Origin of the sequence: Sphingopyxis sp. HIX (genome assembly GCF_001468285.1) — a bacterium.
Classification (GTDB): domain Bacteria; phylum Pseudomonadota; class Alphaproteobacteria; order Sphingomonadales; family Sphingomonadaceae; genus Sphingopyxis.
On the sequence record NZ_LNSB01000010.1, the window covers coordinates 35,167 to 53,219 of the forward strand.

The 18,053-nt window shown below is 67.0% G+C and carries 19 protein-coding genes; 13 read left to right on the forward strand and 6 right to left on the reverse strand.

Annotation, left to right across the window (positions count from 1 at the left end; translation table 11 throughout):
* Positions 1 to 159: 159 nt before the first annotated feature.
* The 7 genes from ATE62_RS06605 (at position 160) to ATE62_RS06635 (ending at position 6,098) form a co-directional block, all read left to right on the forward strand.
* Complete coding sequence (locus ATE62_RS06605; protein ID WP_058809251.1) at positions 160 to 507, forward strand: ArsR/SmtB family transcription factor; 348 nt, start codon at positions 160 to 162, stop codon at positions 505 to 507.
* 14 nt (positions 508 to 521) lie between these two features.
* Entirely contained in the window at positions 522 to 986 is a 465-nt protein-coding gene (locus tag ATE62_RS06610) for an SRPBCC domain-containing protein (RefSeq protein WP_058809311.1), read from the forward strand.
* A 42-nt stretch (positions 987 to 1,028) separates the two neighbouring features.
* A complete protein-coding gene (gene serS / locus ATE62_RS06615) occupies positions 1,029 to 2,309 on the forward strand; it encodes a serine--tRNA ligase (protein WP_058809249.1) in 1,281 nt (426 codons plus the stop codon).
* A gap of 99 nt (positions 2,310 to 2,408) precedes the next feature.
* Positions 2,409 to 3,182, forward strand: coding sequence for a 5'/3'-nucleotidase SurE (gene surE / locus ATE62_RS06620; protein WP_058809247.1), 774 nt, complete (start codon positions 2,409 to 2,411; stop codon positions 3,180 to 3,182).
* Entirely contained in the window at positions 3,179 to 3,766 is a 588-nt protein-coding gene (locus ATE62_RS06625) for an SOS response-associated peptidase (protein WP_082662650.1), read from the forward strand. Before surE ends, ATE62_RS06625 begins: the two co-directional genes overlap by 4 nt.
* Positions 3,767 to 3,981: 215 nt before the next feature.
* Positions 3,982 to 5,046 (forward strand): LysM peptidoglycan-binding domain-containing M23 family metallopeptidase, encoded by a 1,065-nt coding sequence (locus tag ATE62_RS06630; RefSeq protein ID WP_058818471.1) that lies wholly within the window; start codon positions 3,982 to 3,984, stop codon positions 5,044 to 5,046.
* Complete coding sequence (locus ATE62_RS06635; protein WP_058808027.1) at positions 5,043 to 6,098, forward strand: potassium channel family protein; 1,056 nt, start codon at positions 5,043 to 5,045, stop codon at positions 6,096 to 6,098. The genes ATE62_RS06630 and ATE62_RS06635 overlap by 4 nt, the downstream gene beginning before the upstream one ends.
* Here ATE62_RS06635 and ATE62_RS06640 read toward each other — a convergent pair.
* Complete coding sequence (locus ATE62_RS06640; protein ID WP_058808093.1) at positions 6,095 to 6,421, reverse strand: DUF423 domain-containing protein; 327 nt, start codon at positions 6,419 to 6,421, stop codon at positions 6,095 to 6,097. The two genes, ATE62_RS06635 and ATE62_RS06640, sit on opposite strands and share 4 nt — an antisense overlap.
* A gap of 157 nt (positions 6,422 to 6,578) precedes the next feature.
* Here ATE62_RS06640 and ATE62_RS06645 point away from each other — a divergent pair, with 157 nt between their 5' ends.
* Together ATE62_RS06645 and rimO are read left to right on the forward strand one after the other, a co-directional pair.
* Positions 6,579 to 6,980 (forward strand): DUF1761 domain-containing protein, encoded by a 402-nt coding sequence (locus ATE62_RS06645; protein WP_058808029.1) that lies wholly within the window; start codon positions 6,579 to 6,581, stop codon positions 6,978 to 6,980.
* A gap of 222 nt (positions 6,981 to 7,202) precedes the next feature.
* Positions 7,203 to 8,573, forward strand: a complete 1,371-nt coding sequence (rimO, locus tag ATE62_RS06650) for a 30S ribosomal protein S12 methylthiotransferase RimO (protein ID WP_058808031.1) — start codon at positions 7,203 to 7,205, stop codon at positions 8,571 to 8,573.
* Between the two features lie 10 nt (positions 8,574 to 8,583).
* Here rimO and ATE62_RS06655 read toward each other — a convergent pair whose 3' ends face one another.
* Both ATE62_RS06655 and ATE62_RS06660 read right to left on the reverse strand, forming a co-directional pair.
* Positions 8,584 to 8,868, reverse strand: a complete 285-nt coding sequence (locus ATE62_RS06655) for a hypothetical protein (protein WP_058808033.1) — start codon at positions 8,866 to 8,868, stop codon at positions 8,584 to 8,586.
* The gene (locus ATE62_RS06660; protein WP_058808034.1) at positions 8,865 to 9,278 is read right to left on the reverse strand and encodes a hypothetical protein; all 414 of its coding nucleotides are present in this window, start codon (positions 9,276 to 9,278) and stop codon (positions 8,865 to 8,867) included. Before ATE62_RS06660 ends, ATE62_RS06655 begins: the two co-directional genes overlap by 4 nt.
* Before the next feature lie 271 nt (positions 9,279 to 9,549).
* Between ATE62_RS06660 and ATE62_RS06665 the strand changes: the two genes are divergently transcribed.
* The 3 genes from ATE62_RS06665 to ATE62_RS06675 all read left to right on the forward strand — a co-directional run bounded on the left by ATE62_RS06665 (position 9,550) and on the right by ATE62_RS06675 (position 13,437).
* Positions 9,550 to 11,193 (forward strand): tyrosinase family protein, encoded by a 1,644-nt coding sequence (locus ATE62_RS06665; RefSeq protein ID WP_231736161.1) that lies wholly within the window; start codon positions 9,550 to 9,552, stop codon positions 11,191 to 11,193.
* 26 nt (positions 11,194 to 11,219) lie between these two features.
* Complete coding sequence (locus tag ATE62_RS06670) at positions 11,220 to 11,849, forward strand: DJ-1/PfpI family protein (RefSeq protein WP_058808095.1); 630 nt, start codon at positions 11,220 to 11,222, stop codon at positions 11,847 to 11,849.
* 88 nt (positions 11,850 to 11,937) lie between these two features.
* Positions 11,938 to 13,437, forward strand: a complete 1,500-nt coding sequence (locus ATE62_RS06675) for a DUF4403 family protein (protein ID WP_058808036.1) — start codon at positions 11,938 to 11,940, stop codon at positions 13,435 to 13,437.
* A 1-nt stretch (position 13,438) separates the two neighbouring features.
* Here the strand turns inward: ATE62_RS06675 and ATE62_RS06680 are convergent, their stop codons facing one another.
* The gene (locus tag ATE62_RS06680) at positions 13,439 to 14,452 is read right to left on the reverse strand and encodes an inorganic phosphate transporter (protein ID WP_058808037.1); all 1,014 of its coding nucleotides are present in this window, start codon (positions 14,450 to 14,452) and stop codon (positions 13,439 to 13,441) included.
* A gap of 15 nt (positions 14,453 to 14,467) precedes the next feature.
* On the reverse strand, positions 14,468 to 15,592 hold the full coding sequence (locus ATE62_RS06685) for a DUF47 family protein (RefSeq protein WP_197411667.1): 1,125 nt from the start codon (positions 15,590 to 15,592) through the stop codon (positions 14,468 to 14,470).
* A gap of 198 nt (positions 15,593 to 15,790) precedes the next feature.
* On the opposite strand from ATE62_RS06685, the gene ATE62_RS06690 reads away from it, so the two are divergent.
* A complete protein-coding gene (locus tag ATE62_RS06690; protein WP_231736162.1) occupies positions 15,791 to 17,350 on the forward strand; it encodes a flavin-containing monooxygenase in 1,560 nt (519 codons plus the stop codon).
* On the opposite strand, the gene ATE62_RS06695 is transcribed toward ATE62_RS06690, so the two are convergent.
* The gene (locus ATE62_RS06695) at positions 17,351 to 17,920 is read right to left on the reverse strand and encodes a hypothetical protein (RefSeq protein ID WP_058808041.1); all 570 of its coding nucleotides are present in this window, start codon (positions 17,918 to 17,920) and stop codon (positions 17,351 to 17,353) included.
* Positions 17,921 to 18,053: the final 133 nt, after the last annotated feature.

Genomic DNA, 18,053 nt, shown 5'->3' on the forward strand with positions numbered 1-18,053 from the left:
GTCAGGCTCTATCTCGGACGGTGGGGTGTGCGGGCGATATAGGTTTCGGGTCCTATTTTGTCAACGCGGGGGCGATGTCTAATTGCGCCCGAACGCAGCCGCTCCCCCCTACCGAAAAACAGTTTGCCAATCAGCAAAGTTTCTATCATGGTTCGCCATATGGCAAACCAACGACCCGCGCTCGACCCGATCTTCCACGCGCTCGCCGATCCGACGCGGCGCGCGGTGATCGGCCGGCTGATGCAGGGCGCGGCGCCGGTCAAGGAACTCGCGCAGCCCTTCGCGATGGGCCTGCCCGCCTTCCTCAAGCATCTCGGCGTGCTCGAGGCGGCGGGGCTGATCCATAGCGAAAAGCAGGGCCGCGTGCGCACCTGCCGCGTCGACGCCGCGCGGCTCGCCGCGGCCGAGCAGTGGCTCGCCGAACAACGCGCCCTCTGGCAGGGGCGCGCCGACCGCCTCGCCGCCTTCGTCGAATCGCAAAATCCCCCAAATCCCCCCAGCGAATGAACCAGGAGCCCTTCATGTCCGACAAAACCGAACTCACCATCGCGCGCCAGATCGCCGCGCCGCCAGCGGCGGTGTGGGATGCATGGAGCGACCCCGCCAAACTCGCGCAGTGGTGGATCCCCGGCCCGATGGCATGCCAGGTCGTCAAGCTCGACCTGCGTCCCGGCGGCGGTTTCGAGACGCTGATGCGCGAAGAGGACGCCGTCAGCTTCCAGCCGCACGTCGAGGGCTGCTTCCTCGAGGCGATCCCCGAGCAGCGGCTTGTCTTCACCACAGTGCTCAAGGAAGGCTGGCAGCCGATCGAACCCTGGCTCGCGCTCACCGCGATCCTGACCTTCGAGGCGAAGGACGGCGGCACGCTCTACACGTCGCGCGTGCTGCACCGGAATCCCGAGGAGAGCCGCAAGCATGAAGAAATGGGCTTCTACGAAGGTTGGGGCGCCGCACTCGGCCAGCTGGCGGCGCTGCTGGAGCGGTAAGACGGGGTTGCACGCGCGCGGCGCCAACGCCATAGCGCGCGCATGCACGATATCCGCTTGATCCGCGAAAACCCGCAAGCCTTCGACGCCGGCCTCGCCCGCCGCGGGCTCGCGCCCCTGTCCGCCGAAATCCTGAGCATGGACGCGTCGCTGCGCGCGCTCCAGACCGAGATGCAGGCCGCGCTGGCGCGCCGCAACGAAGCGTCGAAGCTGATCGGCCAGGCGATGGCGCAGGGCGACAAGGACAAGGCCGAGGCGCTGAAGGCCGAGGTCGCGGGCCTCAAGACCGCGCTCCCCGCGCAGGAAGAGGCCGAGCGCGAGCAGCTCGCCGCGCTGCACGACAAGCTCGCCGCGCTCCCCAACCTTCCCGCGGGCGAAGTCCCCGATGGCGACGACGAGGAAGGCAATGTCGAGATTGCGCGCTGGGGCACGCCCCGAACGTTCGACTTCGAACCGCAGGAACATGCCGATTTCGCCCCCGCGCTGGGCCTCGATTTCGAGACCGCGGCGAAGATGTCGGGTGCGCGCTTCGCCTTTTTGAAAGGCCAGATGGCGCGGCTCGAACGCGCGCTCGGCCAATATATGCTCGACCGGCAGACGATCGAGCAGGGCTACACCGAATGCGCGACCCCGCTGATGGTGCGCGACGAGGCGGCGTTCGGCACCACGCAGCTCCCCAAGTTCCGCGAGGACCTGTTCCAGACCACCGACGGCCGCTGGCTGATCTCGACCTCCGAGATGAGCCTGACCAATGCGGTGCGCGAGGACATCCTGACCGAAGAGCAGCTGCCGATGCGGATGACCGCGCTCACCCCCTGCTTCCGCTCGGAGGCGGGATCGGCGGGGCGCGACACGCGCGGCTATATCCGCCAGCACCAGTTCTGGAAGGTCGAGCTCGTCTCGATCGTCCGGCCCGAGGAGAGCGACGCCGAACTCGAACGCAAGACGCGCGCCGCCGAGCTGATCCTCGAAGGGCTCGGCCTGCCGTACCGCAAGATGCTGCTCTGCGCCGGCGACATGGGCTTCGCCGCGCGCAAGACCTATGACCTCGAGGTCTGGCTGCCCGGGCAGGACAGCTACCGCGAGATTTCGAGCTGCTCGAACTGCGGCGATTTCCAGGCGCGGCGCATGAACACGCGCTTCCGCCGCGAGGGCGTCAAAGGCAATGAGTTCGTCCATACGCTGAACGGCTCGGGGCTCGCGGTCGGGCGGACGCTGGTGGCGATCCTGGAGAATTACCAGCAGGCCGACGGGAGCGTCACGGTCCCCGAGGCGTTGTTGCCGTACATGGGCGGGATCACCAAGCTGGAACCCGCCAACTGAATTATCGTCACCCCGGGCTCGACCCGGGGTCCAGCTGATCGCCGTGGCCAAGCGGGACCCCGGGTCAAGCCCGGGGTGGCGCAAGAAGAAAGAAAAACAGTGCGCATCCTCCTCACCAACGACGACGGCTACCACGCCCCCGGCTTCGCGGTCCTCGAAGCGATCGCGCGGCAGCTCAGCGACGACATCTGGGTGTGCGCCCCCGCCGAGGAACAGTCGGGCGCGGGCCATTCGCTGACCCTGTCGCGCCCGGTGCGTATTCGCCAGCATGGCGAGCGGCGCTGGTCGTGCACCGGCACGCCGACCGATTCGGTGATGATGGCGATCGGCAAGCTGATGCCCGAAAAGCCCGACCTGATCCTCTCGGGGGTCAACCGCGGCGCGAACCTCGGCGACGACATCACTTATTCGGGCACGGTGTCGGCGGCGATCGAGGGGGCGCTCGCGGGCATCCGCTCGATCGCGCTGAGCCAGGTCTATGCGAAGGAAGGCATGGGCGACGCCGTGCCCTTCGGCGCGGCCGAGGCGTGGGGCGCGAAGGTGCTGCGCCCGCTGCTCGACATGGAGATGCCGCCGCGCACGCTGGTGAACGTCAATTTCCCCGCGATCGCCGCCGATGCGGTCAAGGGCATCCGCGTCACGCGGCAGGGCTTCCACGATTACGGCCGCGGCTCGATCGTCGAGGGCACCGACCCGCGCGGTTATCGCTATTACTGGTTCGGGCTGCACGGCATCGAGCACAGCTTGGGCCACGACAGCGACCTCGAGGCGATCGACGACGACTATATCTCGGTCACCCCGCTCCAGCTCGACCTGACCCACGACGCGTCGCTGGCGGCACTGCGCAGCGCGTACGGAGTGGCGTCGGCCTGACCCGCCTCTATCGCCTCGACGTCCCCGCCGCCGACATCGCGGCGCGTTTCGGCGCCGAGGCGGGCAAGGATCCCTGGACCGGCGACTATGTCGCGCCCGGCCGCCCCGCGCCGGTCGTGATCCGCGACGAAAAATGGCGCGTGCGCCGCGTGCGGCCGATGTTCTGGGGCGTGCCGCCGCCGCCGCGCGGCACCGACCCGATCACCAGCGTGCGCAACCTGGACAGCCCCTTCTGGGTCGGCACCTTGCGTCACACCGAATTCCGCTGCCTGATCCCCGCGACCAGCTTCGCCTTATGGTCGGGACCCGCGGGCGCGCGGCGCCAGCATTGGTTCGCGGTCGCGGAGCAGCCGATCTTCGCGATGGCGGGCATCGTCCGCTTCGCCGACGAGATCCCGACCTTCGCGATGCTGACGACCGATCCCAACCGGCTGGTCGCGCATCACCATCCGGGCGCGATGCCGCTGATCCTGCCCGCCGAGGCGCACGAGCGCTGGCTGACCGCCGACTGGAAGGATGCACAGGGCCTCGTCACCCCCTTCCCCGGGCAGGCAATGACGGTGTCGGACGCGCCGCCATTTTAATCCTCCCTGTCGCGAAGCGATGGGGAGGGGGACCGCTCGCGAAGCGAGTGGTGGAGGGGCCGATGCCATGAGCGTCGGTCTAAGGCCGCCGCCCCTCCACCATGCTTCGCATGGTCCCCCTCCCCACGGCTTCGCCGCAGGGAGGATTATTACGTCGGCTCCCAATAACAATGTCCCCGCTGGTCAAGCGCGCAAGGCTTTGGCAGATAAGGCGCATGGGGGACCGGCGCCGCATCTTGACCATCCTGCTGCTGACGGCGCCGCTCGCCGCCTGCATCCCCGCCTCGACACCGCCGCAGCGGCCCGTAGCGCCCGCGACGACCGCCCCCGCACCCGGCGCACCGCTATCCTATGACGATGTCGCGGGAGGCGACAGCCAGCCGACCTGGACGCTGAAGCCCGTCGCCACCAACGCCGCCACGGTGACCGCTACGACCTACACCGTCCGCTCGGGCGACACGCTGCGCGCGATCGGCGAGATGACGCGCGCTGGGTCCGAAGCGATCGCGATGGAGAACGACCTCGCACCGCCCTATACGCTCGTTCCCGGCCAGCGGCTGCGCATTCCCGCCGGCCTCTATCACCGCGTCGCGGCGGGCGAGACGGGGATCGGCATCGCCAGCGCCTATGGCGCCGACTGGGGCGAGATCGTGACGATCAACGCGCTCAGCGAACCCTATATCCTCCGCGTCGGCCAGCGGCTCCGCCTCCCCGCCGACGCGCGCCCGCTGCCGAAGAAAGAGGTCGACATCGCGGCGCGCGCCGCGGCCTTCACGCTCGACATCGACGATATCGCGACGGGCAGCCAGCCCGCGCTCGCCGCGAACAAGGCGCCGGCTCCCGCCAGCGCCGCGCCGCGCGGGCCGGTCACCGCCGCGATCGCCACCCCCGCCGCCTTCACCGGCCGCTTCGTCTGGCCGCTGCCCGGCAAGGTCATCGCGCGCTTCGGCCCGCTCGCGCCGGGCAAGGTCAGCGACGGCATCAACATCGCGGCGGCCGCGGGCACGCCGATCCACGCGACCGCCAATGGCGTGGTCTCCTACGCCGGCGATCAGATCGCGGTCTATGGCGGGCTGATCCTGATCGATCACGGCAGCGGCTGGGTCAGCGCCTATGGCCATGCGCAGCAGATCGACGTCCGCCGCGGCCAGGCGGTCAAGGCGGGCGACATCATCGGCCTCGCGGGCGCCAGCGGCCAGGTCCAGACCCCGCAGCTGCACTTCCAGCTCCGGAAGAACCGCATCCCCGTCGACCCGCTCAAACAATTGCCCGCGCGATGAGCCGCAAGCCGAACGAGAAGCTGCATTTGCAGCATATCTTCCGCCCGCTCAAACGCGCGAGCAAATGGCCGATCTGGGCCGATGTCATCGCGCGGCTCGGCCTCGCCTTCTTCCTGATCGGCATCGTCGTGCTCGTCCACTGGATCGACCGCGCGGGGCTGAAGGACAGCCACGACGGCCAGATCAGCTTCCTCGATGTCGTCTATTTCACGATGATCTCGGTCACGACGACGGGCTTCGGCGACATCGCCCCGGTGTCGGACCGCTCGCGATTGATCGAGGCGGTGATCGTCACCCCGATCCGCATAGCAGTGCTCTTCATCTTCGTCGGCACCGCCTATAATTTCGTCCTCAAGCGCACATGGGAAAAATGGCGTATGGCCCGCATCCAGGCAAAGCTCACCGACCATATCGTCGTGCTCGGTTACGGCACCAGCGGCGCCGAGGCGGTGCGCGAACTCATCGCGCGCGGTACGCCGCCGCACTGCATCGTCGTCATCGACCAGGCGGGGAACCGCATTGCGGAGGCCGAGGCCGCGGGCTGCAACGTGCTCCAGGGCGACGCGTCGAACGACGACACCCTGCTCGACGTCCATGTCGCGCGCGCGCAGAATGTCCTCGTCTCGGCGGGGCGCGACGACACCTCGATCCTGATCGTGCTCACGGTCCGCCACCTCGCGCCGAACGTACCGATCAGCGTCGTGATCCGCGCGCAGGACAACGAGTTGCTCGCGCGGCAGGCGGGCGCCAGCAACGTCATCAACCCGGTCAGCTTCACCGGACTGCTACTCGCCGGATCGGCGCAGGGCGAGCATGTCGCGAGCTATATGGCCGACCTCGCGGCGGTCGGCGGCAAGGTGCAGCTGCGCGAGCGCCCGGTCAGCGCCGAGGAAGTCGGCCGCAGCCTCGACCAGCTCGCCAGCGGCGGCCGCGGCCTGCGCATCTACCGCGACGGCAAGCCGCACGGCTTCTGGGAAGACGAAGTGCGCGTGCTGCAGGCGGGTGACGTGGTGGTCGAAGTCATCCCGTGCGAGGTGTGCGAGGCCGACTAGGCCTTCCAGTATATCCACGCCGCCCACAACCAGCCGATGATCAGCAAGGTCCCGCCGATCGGCGTGACCGCGCCCAGCCATTTCGGCGCACCGAGCGCCATCGCATAGAGCGTCACCGCAAAGATCGCCCCGCCCGCCAGCAGCAGCATCGCCGGCCCGCGCGCGAAGCTCATGATCGCGAGCGCCGCGACCGCGTGGATGAGCTGGTAGAGCCCGCCGGTGCGCAGCCATTCGGCCTGCTGCGGCCCCGCGGCGCCATGCGCGCCGAACGCGCCCGCCGCCACCGCCATCGCCGCCGAAATCGCAGCCAATACGCCCATCATCATTCGATACCCCTGCAAGGCCTTACGACGCGCCGCGCTGTCATCGCGCGCGAGGGGGACCATGATCGTCCTACGGTTGGATCGCAACGCCTGCGGTGATAAATGGGCAACGGGGACGGGTGCACAAGCCGTGCGCCGGCCGCGGAGGGGAATGAGGATGTGGGAAATCAGCTGGCTCGCGGTGGTCTTGGCCGCACTGGTAACCTTTGTGGTCGGGGGTCTATGGTACGGCCCGCTGTTCCTGAAGGTCTGGCAGCGCGAGGCCGGCGTCACCGAAGAATCGATGCAGAAACGCCATCCTGCCTATGTGTTCGGCGGGGCGTTCCTGCTCAACCTGTTCGCCGCCTATATCCTTGGCCATGTGCTTGCGACCTATGGCCGGCCGCCACTTGGCGTCGATATCATGATCGCCTTCGGCGTCGCCGCGGGGTTCATCGTCACCGCCTTCGGGGTCAATTATCTGTTCGCGGGCAAATCCTTCACGCTGTTCGCCATCGACGCGGGCTATTGGATCGTGACCTATAGCCTGATGGGCGTGATTTTCGGCTATCTCGGCTAGGCTCTCGCCGCAAGGTCAGGAGCCAGCGGGGAGAGTTAGCCCGCAAAAGCGACGCGCGACTCTCCTCCTTCCGTCACACCGGGGCTTGACCCGGGGCCTGCCTTTTCTTGAAGAAAGAGGCGGATCCCGGATCAAGTCCGGGATGACGAAGACAAGCATGGGCGGCGCCAAGCACAGCCATGGTGACAAAGTGCGAAAAATCCCCTATGCGCCCCGCCAATCATGACAATCAAAACCCTCCCCACCCAGCCGAAGGTCGGCATGGTGTCGCTCGGCTGCCCCAAGGCGCTCGTCGACAGCGAACGGATTCTGACCAAGCTGCGCGCCGACGGCTACGGCCTGTCGCCCGACTATGCGGGCGCCGACGTCGTGCTCGTCAACACCTGCGGCTTCCTCGATTCCGCGAAGGAAGAAAGCCTCGAGGCGATCGGCGAAGCGATGGCCGAAAACGGCCGCGTCATCGTCACCGGCTGCATGGGCAACGAGGCCGAGGTCATCCGCGCGCGCTTTCCCAACGTCCTCGCGGTTACCGGCGCGCATCAGTACGAGCAGGTCGTCGACGCGGTCCATGACGCCGCGCCGCCCACCCAAGGCCCCTTCGTCGATCTCGTCCCCGAGGGCGGGCTCAAGCTCACCCCGCGCCACTACAGCTATCTGAAGATCAGCGAAGGCTGCAACCACAGCTGCTCCTTCTGCATCATCCCGGACCTTCGCGGCAAACTCGTCAGCCGCCGCATCGACGCGGTGCTGCGCGAGGCCGAAAAGCTCGTTGCCGCGGGGACCAAGGAACTGCTGGTGATCAGCCAGGACACCTCGGCCTATGGCGTCGACATCCGGCACGACCCGCGCCAGTGGCACGGCCGCGAAGTGCGCGCGCACATGACCGACCTCGCGCGCGAACTCGGCCAATTGAAGACCGGCGAAGGCCGGGCTCCGTGGGTGCGCCTCCACTATGTCTATCCCTATCCGCACGTCGATGCGGTGATCCCGCTGATGGCCGAGGGGCTGCTGACGCCCTATCTCGACATCCCCTTCCAGCACGCGAGCCCCAGCGTTCTCAAGCGCATGAAGCGCCCCGCGAACGAAGCGAAGGTGCTCGAACGGCTCAAGAGCTGGCGCGCGATCGCCCCCGACATCTCGATCCGCTCGAGCTTCGTCGTCGGCTTCCCCGGCGAGACCGAAGAGGATTTCCAGTACCTCCTCGACTGGCTCGACGAAGCCCAGCTCGACCGCGTCGGCGCCTTCCGCTTCGAGCCCGTCGCGGGCGCGCAGGCGAACGCGCTCGACAACCCGGTGCCCGAAGCGGTCAAGGAAGAACGCTACCAGCGTATCATGGCGAAGACCGCCGCGATCAGCGCGGCGAAGCTCGAAGCCAAGATCGGCCGTACCTTGCCGGTGATCATCGACGAGGTCGGCGAGGCGGACGAGGATGGCAGCATCGGCGCGACTGGTCGCTCACAGGCCGACGCGCCCGAGATCGACGGCCACGTCTATCTCCGCGACGTGGCGGAAACGCTGAAGGCCGGCGACATCGTCGATGTCGACATCGAGGACGCCGACGAGCATGACCTGTTCGGGGTGGTCGCGGACTAAACCCGCGGCGTCAGCCCGCGGTCCGGCGCGTCTCGCGCAGCGCCGCGGGACAGGCGGCATGGCACGGCGCCTGCTCGTGGCGCCCCGGCCCCTCGCCGCGCGGCTCACCCAGCGGCAGTTGCATGACGATATATTCGCCGGGCTCGCCCGAACAGACACGCACCACCAGCCCGCCCGGCTCCGCGGCCGCCGGCACGCTCGTCGCGGCCAGCATCGCAAGCGCGGGGATCAGATGCAGCGGGCTACGCCGCCGCGGCACTATCTCTTCCTCGTCGCGGACATCGGCATGCGTCATTTCGCCGCGTCCTGCCGCACCGCGATGAACGACGCCGTCACCCCGGCGGGCGACTTCGGGCCATGCGCGAGCACGCGGACGACGGTGCCGAGCAGCGATGGCACCTGGTCGATGCCATCGGGCCAGTCGTAGCCGGGCCCGCCATGATAATCATAGCGCCACCCCTCGGTCGCGGTCCCCGCGATGCCGAGGCCGATGAGCGCGAAGCCGCCCCGCGCCTTCTCCTCGCCGCTGATCGTCAGCGCATAGCCCGCCCCCATGTCGAGCCGCCCCGCGACCGCGCCGTCGCCATCGACCGTGAAGTCGAAAACCCCCTCGCCGAAGATCAGCGCCAGCGCCGCCTGGGCATCGCTGCCGACCAGCGCCGGGGTGTTGACGAAACTGCGATAGGTCCATTGGCCGGCCAGCATGTACAGGGCTCCCGCAACAGCTTGGCCGCGCCTGCATCGGGCGACCGATGGAGGCTCATAGAGCGAAACGCGCGCCATAAAAAGTAATGATTGCCAGTCATTATTTCGACATTTTCCTGAAACTCTTGGTAAACACTCAAGAAATCAAAGTATCTCTCTCATCTACGTTGCTTTCATCGCGAATCGCCCTAATCTTCGGCACATTGCGATTCGGGGACGCAAGAAAGCCTGCCGAAATAACCATTGGCCCAGCCCCGCCGGGAGAAATATCGTGCAAAAGATTGCGCCGAATACCCGCTATTCGATTTCCGACCTGCAGCGCGAATATGACGATGGCAATAAGGCACCGCTCGAAAATCTGATGCGCGCGTGGAAGGGAATCAAGGAACTCGACCCGCAGGACCCGCGGTCCTTTTTCAACTTGGGCGGCTTCCACGGCGAACCCTTTCGCGGTCCCGGCACGACCGACCCCGCCTGGTGGGGCGGCTATTGCCAGCATGGCACGGTGCTGTTCCCGACCTGGCACCGCGTCTATCTCTACAAGCTCGAAAAGGCGCTGCAGAGCATCCCCGGATGCGAAGATGTGATGCTCCCCTTCTGGGACGAATGCAGCGACGAATCGCGGCTGAACGGCATCCCGCGCGCGCTGACCGACGAATTTTTCACCCTCGACGGCGAACAGATCCCCAACCCGCTGCGCTCCTTCGTGCTGCCGATGGCGATCGACGACCAGGTGTCGAACGACGGCAAGCTGTACAGCAAGCCGCTGCATTACGAGACGGTCCGCTTCCCGCTATCGGGGCTGGTCGGCACGCCCGAAGCCATCGCGGCAACGGCGGCGCACAATGCGCAGTACAGCAATTATGAAGACCGCACGAAGCTGCTCAACATCAACATCTCGGCCTGGCTCAACTTCGCCTTCGAGATCGACGGAAGCCCGCGCGGCGAGATCTATTCCAAATTCGTCGCCTGCCTTGATGCGCCCAACTACACGCTCTTCTCGAACACGACCTCGATGGGCGCGTGGAACAAGGCGAACCCCGCGAACAAGATCATGGCGCTCGAATCGCCGCATAATTTCATGCATCTCGCGGTCGGCGGCTATGACGTCCAGAACAACCCCAACCCGGGCAACGATGGCGACAGCACGCTGATCGCGGGCGCCAACGGCGACATGGGCGAGAACGACACCGCGGCGCTCGACCCGATCTTCTTCTTCCACCACTGCTTCATCGATTACACCTTCCATGTCTGGCAGGTGCGCAATTTCGCGTTCGGGGGGTTCACGATCGACACGAACGACCCGGGCGCGCATTACAGCAGCAACAGCCCGCCGCCCGCCGACGGCAACCCCGACGATGTCTTGTCGATGGACAGCCCGCTCCAGCCCTTCATGCTCGACGACGGGTCGCGCTATTTCACGTCGGCCGATTGCGTCCAGATCCTGAACCAGCTCGGCTACAGCTATGGCCCCGGCTCGCTCGACAAATATATGACGCGCGACGCGCCGACCGAACTCGCGGCGATCGCGGGCGCCCCGGGACGTACCGTCCGTGTCGACGGCATCGACCGATCGAAAATCCGCGGCTCCTTCATCATCGAGGCCTATGCCGAAGTCGACGGCGAGCTGAAATCGCTCGGCCACGAACCGGTGCTCAGCCGCTGGCAGGTCGGCGGCTGCGCCAATTGCCAGACGCACCTCAAGGTCCGCGCCGACTTCAACCTGCCGCCCGCCCCCGCGGCCCAGCTCGACGCGCTGGCGAGCACCGCGCCCGACTCGCCGCCGGTCTATGTGTCCGTGCGCACCCGCGAGGGTTCGCTCCACCATAATATCGGCGGACCCGCGCTGCTCGGCGCGGCCGATGATGCCTCGCTCGCCGAGGCCCAGCCGGCCTTCACGGTCGACATCGTGTGAGCGGCGCCAAGCAGGAGGGTTCGACCATGCGCATCGTCATCCCCGTCTATCCCGAGGTCGACCTGCTCGACGTCTGCGGGCCGTCCGAAATGTTCAACTGGGCGAAGTTCGACGTCGCGCTGGTCGCGGCCGACCCTGGCCCGATCACCTTCAACAACGGCTTCCAGTTCAACGTCACCGCAGGGCTCGACAGCGTCACCCCCTGCGACGCGCTCTGGGTGCCGGGCGGCGAGCCCGACGCGCTGCAGGCGATCATGTTCGGCAGCGACCGCCGCTACCAGCAGTTCATCACCGCGCAGGCGGCGCAGGCGCGCTATGTCTGCTCGGTATGCGAGGGCGCGCTGCTCGTCGCCCACGCGGGGCTGCTCGACGGCTATAATGTCACGACGCACTGGGCCTTCATTCCCTATCTGCTGCAAAATTACCCGGCGATCAGCGTCGCGCCCGGCCATCCGCGCTTCGTCCTCGACCGCAACCGCCTGACCGGCGGCGGCATCTCGTCGGGGCTCGACGAGGCGCTGCAGCTCATCGCGCTGCTCGGCGGCGAAGAGCTTGCGGTCGACGTCCAGCAATCGACGCAATATTATCCGCAGCCTCCGGTCCACAGCGAGATCCCCAATATCATCCAGTCGCCGATGCCGCCGGTGCCTGCCTGACAATCGGCCGAACGCGCCGATTGGGGCGGCCGCGAGCGGGCCAGAAATCGCTGTCCTAACGCCCGTGGCCGTCCTAGCCTTTGCCGCGATGGATCGAACCGCTCCCAAAAGGCGTTCGCCGCTGCCCGCCGCCCTGCTGCTGGCGGCGGTCGCGCTTACCGGCTGCAACCCCGCCAAGGGCGGCGACGAGGCGCCGCCGCGCGCGACCGATACCGCGCCCTCACCCTCGCAGACCTCGCTGATCGCAGTGCCGATCGACGCCGACATCGGCCCGCTGAAGCGCGAACTCGAGCGCGCGGTGCCGCGGACCCTGTGGACGATCGACCGCCGCGAGAAAGCGTGCGTCGCGCCGCAGCGGGTCAAGGTCTTCGGCAAGAAGGTCAAGGTCACCCCCGCCATCCCCTGCACCATCGTCGGGCAGGTGACGCGCGGACCGCTGCGGCTGCGCGGCGAGGGCGACGAGATCGTCGTCGACGTGCCGATCAACGCGACGATCAGCGCGCGCGACGTCGGCGGGGTGCTGAAGGGCGAGACCGCGACCGGCGCCGCGCTGGCGCATGCGCGCGTGCGGATCGAGCTGACCCCCGACTGGAGGACCCGCGGCCGCGCGCGCATCACCTATGGCTGGACCAGGACGCCGGGGATCGATTTCCTCGGCAAGAGGATCACCTTCACCGACGAGGCCGACGCCAAGCTCAAACCCGTCGTTGCGGGGGTCGAGCGCGAGGTGAACCGCGAAATCGCGAAGATCGACATCCGGCGACAGGCGGCCGAGGTCTGGCGCCAGAGCTTCACCACGCTCGAGCTCAACCGCGAGAACCCGCCCGTGTGGATGCGCGTGACGCCGCAGCGCATCCTCTACGGCGGCTATCGGCTGAACGGGCAGAAACTGAACCTCAACCTCGGGATCGAGGGGATTACCGAGACCTTCGTGTCGAGCCGCCCCGCCAACCCCTCGCCCACCCCGCTGCCCCGGCTGGTGCGCGAGGCGCCCAAGCCGCATCTCGACGTGCGCGTGCCCGTGATCGCCGACTATGCCCAGCTCCAGCCGGTGGTCGACCGCGCGCTCGCCAAGCGCGCCAAGCGGCCCTTCGTGCTGCCCGAGCTGGGGCCGATGGACGTCGCCTTCGGCAAATCGACCATCTATGGCGCACCCGGCGGGCGGATCGCGGTCGGGGTCGATGTCGAGGCGCGGCTGCAGAGCCGCAAGGGCGAGCCGACGCGCGGGCGCATCTGGATGACCGCGATCCCGCGCAACGAAGCCGGGTCGGCCGAGGTTCGCTTCACCGACATATCGATCAACGGCGACAGCGACGGCGTCGGCGGCGACTTGCTGATCCTGCTCGGGCGCAGCGAGGGTTTCGCACCGCTGATCGCCGATGCGCTGACGCAGAATTTCACCCGCGACCTTGAGGAGCTGCAGGGCAAGATCCGCCGCGCGGTGGGCCAGCGGCGCGAGGGCGCCTTCGTCATCCGCACGCATATCGACGGCTTCGCGACCGGCGAGATCAAGGCCTATGGCAACGGCCTCTACCTGCCCGTCCAGATGACCGGCGGCGCGGCGGTCGACTACCGGCCGGTCAAATAGGTCAGAACAGCCGCGTGATCGCGTAGAAGAGCGCCGCGACGATCGCGCTCGCCGGGATGGTGATGAACCACGCCGCGATGACATTGCCCGCGACGCCCCAGCGCACCGCACTCGCGCGGCGCGCGACGCCGGCGCCGATGATGCTGCCGGTGATCGTGTGCGTCGTCGATACCGGGATGCCGAGCAGGCTGGCGGTGAAGACCATGATCGACCCGCCGGTCGAGGCGGCGAAGCCCTGGTGGTGCGACAGCTTGGTGATGCGCCCGCCCATCGTCTCGATGATCTTCCACCCGCCCGACAGCGTACCCAGCGCGATCGCGACATAGCAGCTGAACGCCACCCAGTGCGGGACATGGAATTCGCCCTGCAGGTAGCCGGTCGAATAGAGCAGCACCGCGATGATCCCCATCGTCTTCTGCGCGTCGTTCAGCCCGTGGCTGATCGAATAGGCCGCCGACGAAAAGAGATGGAGATGCCGGAAGGTCTTTTCGGCGAATTTCGCGGTCGCCCGGTGCAGCGCCCAGCTGCTGACCAGCATCACCAGCATCGCGAGCAACATGCCGAGCATCGGCGACAGGAAGATCGCGATGACGGTCTTGTTGAGCCCGGTCCACTCGATCCCCTCGAACCCCGCATGCGCGACGCCCGCGCCGACGATGCCGCCAACGAGCGCATGGCTCGACGAGGAGGGGATGCCCTTGAGCCAGGTCACGACGTTCCAGAACATCGCGCCGACCAGCGCGCCGAACACTACCGCGGGGGTCACCAGATCCTTGTCGATGATCCCCTTGCCGATCGTCTCGGCGACCTTGTGCAGCTCGGGGAAGATGATCGACAGGAAGTAAGCGGCGAAGTTGAAGAAGGCGGCGAAGAGCACCGCCTGCACCGGGCGCAGCAGCCGCGTCGCGACGACCGTCGCGATGCTGTTCGCGGCGTCGTGCAGCCCGTTCAGGAAGTCGAATGCCAGCGCCAGGATGACGAGGCCGACGAGGAGCGGAAAAGCGAGTTCGTGCATGAAGGGCGCCCCCGCCTAGGCGTGGTCGATGACCAGGCCGTCGATCTCGTTCGCGACATCCTCGAAGCTGTCGGTGACGCGTTCGAGGTGGCGGAACAGTTCGCGCGCGATCAGGAAGCGCGTCGGGTTCGCCTCGCCATGCTCGCGGAACAGGCGCTTGAGCCCGGCGGCGTGGATCTCGTCGGCATGGCCCTCCATCCGCACCAGCCGCTCGGTAAGCTCGTGGAGGCGCGGGCCGTTGGCGCCGATGTTGCGCAGCAGCGGCAGCGCCTCGGCGGTCAGGCGCGCGGCGTCGACGATGATCCCCGCGATGTCGCGCATCTCGGGCTCGAACTCGGTGACGTCGTACAGGTCGACCGCGCCCGCGGTCTTCTGCATCTCGTCGATCGCGTCGTCCATCGAGGCGATCAGGTCGGTGATCGCGCCGCGGTCGAACGGGGTCAGGAAGGTCCGGCGAACGGTCTGCAGCACTTCGCGGGTGATCGCGTCGGCGTCATGCTCGCGCTCGATGATCTCGCGGACATGGTCGGCCATGCCCTCGCCGCCCTGCAACATGCGCGACAGCGCATTGGCCCCTGCTACCAGCGTCGCGGCGTGGCTTTCGAACAATTCGAAGAAATTTCCCTGTCGCGGCAGCAAACGCTGAAACCATGCGAACATCCAGCTAACCCCTGTCTTGTCGGCCACATTTTGAACGGCGCCGCGCGGCTGGGCGACGGCACGAAAGCCCCCGTCGCCGAACGAGCGGATCATCGCCTGCAGGTCGGGTTCCTCGACCGCCGCGGCGGCGTCGCGGAACGAAAACCACCGCCGGTCGCGTTCGTCCATTTCTTTCCACTCGGCGAGTTCGTTGGTCACGGCGAGCGGAAACACCTCGACCTGGTACATGATCGACGCGCCATTGGCGCGGCGCTTGCGATATTCATAGCTGCCGATCGGCGTCGGGCACACCGCGCCGATCACCCCCGCTTCCTCCTCGGCCTCGATCGCCGCGGCGGCATGGCGCTCCATGCCGGTCAGCGGATTGCCCTTTGGCACCACCCAGCGCTTGGTCTCGCGCGAGGTGATCAGCAGGATCTCGGTCGGCCCGTCCTGCGCGGGTCCGCTGAACCGATAGGGAAGGACGGCAATCTGACGCAAGGAATCGATCCCTTTCTAAAGGGGCTTGGGGCGGGTCGCGGCCGCATGGTTACAAATTGGTTTCGCCTCTATGACGATTTTGTGACAGCCACAAGCGAAGCCGGTGGCGCTAGCCTCACTTTCCGTAAACGTCAATTCGATTGCAAAATGCAACGCGGTGCGTAAGCTGCCTCCTAACGACAAATGGGAGACGAGATCATGGCAGATAGTGCGACCATGGAACGCGCGAGCGGCGCGGCGGCTGCACCGGTCGATCAGGATGTGCTGATCGTCGGCGCGGGCATTTCGGGCATCGGCATGGCCGTGCACCTGCAGGCGCACAGCCCCGACCGCAGCTTTACGCTCGTCGAGCGCCGCGCCGACCTCGGCGGCACCTGGGACCTGTTCCGCTATCCCGGCATCCGTTCGGACAGCGACATGCACACGCTGGGTTTCGTCTTCGAACCGTGGAAGCATGAAAAGTCGATCGCCGACGGCCCCGCGATCCTCGAATATCTGAACCGCATCGTCGACGAGCGCCACATCCGCGAGCGCATCCGCTTCGACCGCAAGGTCGTCGGCGCCGACTGGGACAGCGCGGCGGCGCGCTGGACGGTGACGATGGAGGATGCGGCCGGCGGCACCTCGACCACCACCGCGCGCTGGCTGTACCTCGGCGCGGGCTATTACGACTATGACTCGCCCTTCGACGCCAATTTCACCGGGCGCGACGATTTCCAGGGGCAGATCGTGCATCCGCAATTCTGGCCCAAGGACCTCGACTATGTCGGCAAGAAGGTCGTGGTGATCGGGTCGGGCGCAACCGCGGTGACGATCGTCCCCGCGATGACCGATCCCAAGAACGGCCCCGGCGCGGCGCATGTCACGATGCTGCAGCGCACGCCGACCTGGTTCGCGATCCGCCCCGCAAAGGACGGCCTCGCCAATTTCCTGCGCAAGATCCTGCCCGAGCAGCTCGCGTACAAGATCACGCGCTTCAAGAATGTGAAGATGCAGGACATCGTCTTCCAGAAGGCGCGCGACAAGCCCGAGAAGGTCCGCGACTTCCTGACCAAGCAGGTGAAGAAGAACCTCGGCGACCGTTATGACGCCGAAGCCTTCACCCCGCCGTACAACCCGTGGGAGCAGCGGCTGTGCCTGGTCCCCGACGCCGATTTCTTCGAGGCGATCAAGCGCGACAAGGCGTCGGTGGTCACCGACCATATCGAGCGCTTCGATGCGACGGGCATCCAGCTCAAATCGGGCAAGCATCTCGACGCCGACATCATCGTCACCGCGACGGGGCTCAGCCTCGCGGTCGCAGGCAAAATTCCGGTGCGCGTCGACGGCGACCTCGTCGACTGGAGCGAGCATTTCTACTACAAGGCGTGCATGTTCTCGAACGTGCCGAATTTCTCGGCGGTGTTCGGTTATCTCAACGCCAGCTGGACCCTGCGCGCCGATATCGTCGCCGAATATGTCTGCCGCGTGCTCAACCATATGCAGGCAACGGGGACGACGGTCGCGACGCCCGTCCTCGCCGATCCGGCGAGCCTGACCGAGGAGAATATCTTCGATTTCTCGTCGGGCTATATCCAGCGCTCGCTGCACATCATGCCCAAGAATGCCGACAGGCTGCCGTGGCGGCTCAACCAGAATTACCTGCAGGACCGCGTCGACATGCGCACCGGCGCGATCGAGGACGGCGTGCTCGGCTTCGGCAATGCCCGCGCTCCGGCCGCCGAGACCGAAGCCCCGGCGCTCGAAGCCGCCGAATGATCAGGCGGGCGGAGCGGCGCGCTTGGCGCGGCTCCGCCTGACCAGCCAGAAGATCAGCCCGCCGATCGCGAGCAGCAGCAGTGGCGCAACGATCCGCGCCGTCTTCGCGCCCGCCTCATAGCTTTCGATGAGGGCCAGCGCCTCGGGCTTGGTCGAACTGCCGAGGACATTCCACTCGGTGATCTGCAGCGGCGCGTCGTTCTCGGCGAAGAAGCGCAGCGACACCGTGGTCCATTTCGCGCCCGAATGGCCGACGACGACGACCTCCTCCTGCCGCTGTTTGATGCCCGGTTCGGCATTGGTTTTCCACTCATAGGAAGCGAGCTGCCACGTCGCTTTCCCTTCGGGGCATTCGCGCGGGAGCAGCGGCGCGGCCTCGACCGCGGTGTTCGCGATCTCGGGATGGAGCAGGCTCACCGTGCTCGCGGGGTCGGTGCAGAAACGCTCGGCGATGCCGATGATCTCCTTCTGCCGCTCGGGCGAGACCAGCTTGTCGAGCGTCGCCTGGAAACTGCATCCCGCCATCAGCAGGGCCAGCAGCCCCAGAATGCCCGTAAAAATCGTCCGCATCGCAACCTCCCCCTGATGCCCGACCCGTGCCGATGATGACGAATCGCAGCCCGTGAATCCAGCGCCTTTGTGCCTGGTCCGCCGCACTCCCGCTGTGCCGCGGCGCACAGGCGGTCGCGCGATCCAACCATAT

What these genes read in the sequence shown, in the direction of transcription:
- ATE62_RS06605 (WP_058809251.1), top strand. Translation starts at nt 160, where the DNA reads ATGGCAAACCAACGACCCGCGCTCGACCCGATCTTCCACGCGCTCGCC.
- ATE62_RS06610 (WP_058809311.1), top strand. Translation starts at nt 522, where the DNA reads ATGTCCGACAAAACCGAACTCACCATCGCGCGCCAGATCGCCGCGCCG.
- serS (WP_058809249.1), top strand. Translation starts at nt 1,029, where the DNA reads ATGCACGATATCCGCTTGATCCGCGAAAACCCGCAAGCCTTCGACGCC.
- ATE62_RS06630 (WP_058818471.1), top strand. Translation starts at nt 3,982, where the DNA reads ATGGGGGACCGGCGCCGCATCTTGACCATCCTGCTGCTGACGGCGCCG.
- ATE62_RS06635 (WP_058808027.1), top strand. Translation starts at nt 5,043, where the DNA reads ATGAGCCGCAAGCCGAACGAGAAGCTGCATTTGCAGCATATCTTCCGC.
- ATE62_RS06640 (WP_058808093.1), bottom strand. Translation starts at nt 6,421, where the DNA reads ATGATGGGCGTATTGGCTGCGATTTCGGCGGCGATGGCGGTGGCGGCG.
- ATE62_RS06645 (WP_058808029.1), top strand. Translation starts at nt 6,579, where the DNA reads ATGTGGGAAATCAGCTGGCTCGCGGTGGTCTTGGCCGCACTGGTAACC.
- rimO (WP_058808031.1), top strand. Translation starts at nt 7,203, where the DNA reads ATGACAATCAAAACCCTCCCCACCCAGCCGAAGGTCGGCATGGTGTCG.
- ATE62_RS06655 (WP_058808033.1), bottom strand. Translation starts at nt 8,868, where the DNA reads ATGACGCATGCCGATGTCCGCGACGAGGAAGAGATAGTGCCGCGGCGG.
- ATE62_RS06660 (WP_058808034.1), bottom strand. Translation starts at nt 9,278, where the DNA reads ATGCTGGCCGGCCAATGGACCTATCGCAGTTTCGTCAACACCCCGGCG.
- ATE62_RS06670 (WP_058808095.1), top strand. Translation starts at nt 11,220, where the DNA reads ATGCGCATCGTCATCCCCGTCTATCCCGAGGTCGACCTGCTCGACGTC.
- ATE62_RS06675 (WP_058808036.1), top strand. Translation starts at nt 11,938, where the DNA reads ATGGATCGAACCGCTCCCAAAAGGCGTTCGCCGCTGCCCGCCGCCCTG.
- ATE62_RS06680 (WP_058808037.1), bottom strand. Translation starts at nt 14,452, where the DNA reads ATGCACGAACTCGCTTTTCCGCTCCTCGTCGGCCTCGTCATCCTGGCG.
- ATE62_RS06690 (WP_231736162.1), top strand. Translation starts at nt 15,791, where the DNA reads ATGGCAGATAGTGCGACCATGGAACGCGCGAGCGGCGCGGCGGCTGCA.
- ATE62_RS06695 (WP_058808041.1), bottom strand. Translation starts at nt 17,920, where the DNA reads ATGCGGACGATTTTTACGGGCATTCTGGGGCTGCTGGCCCTGCTGATG.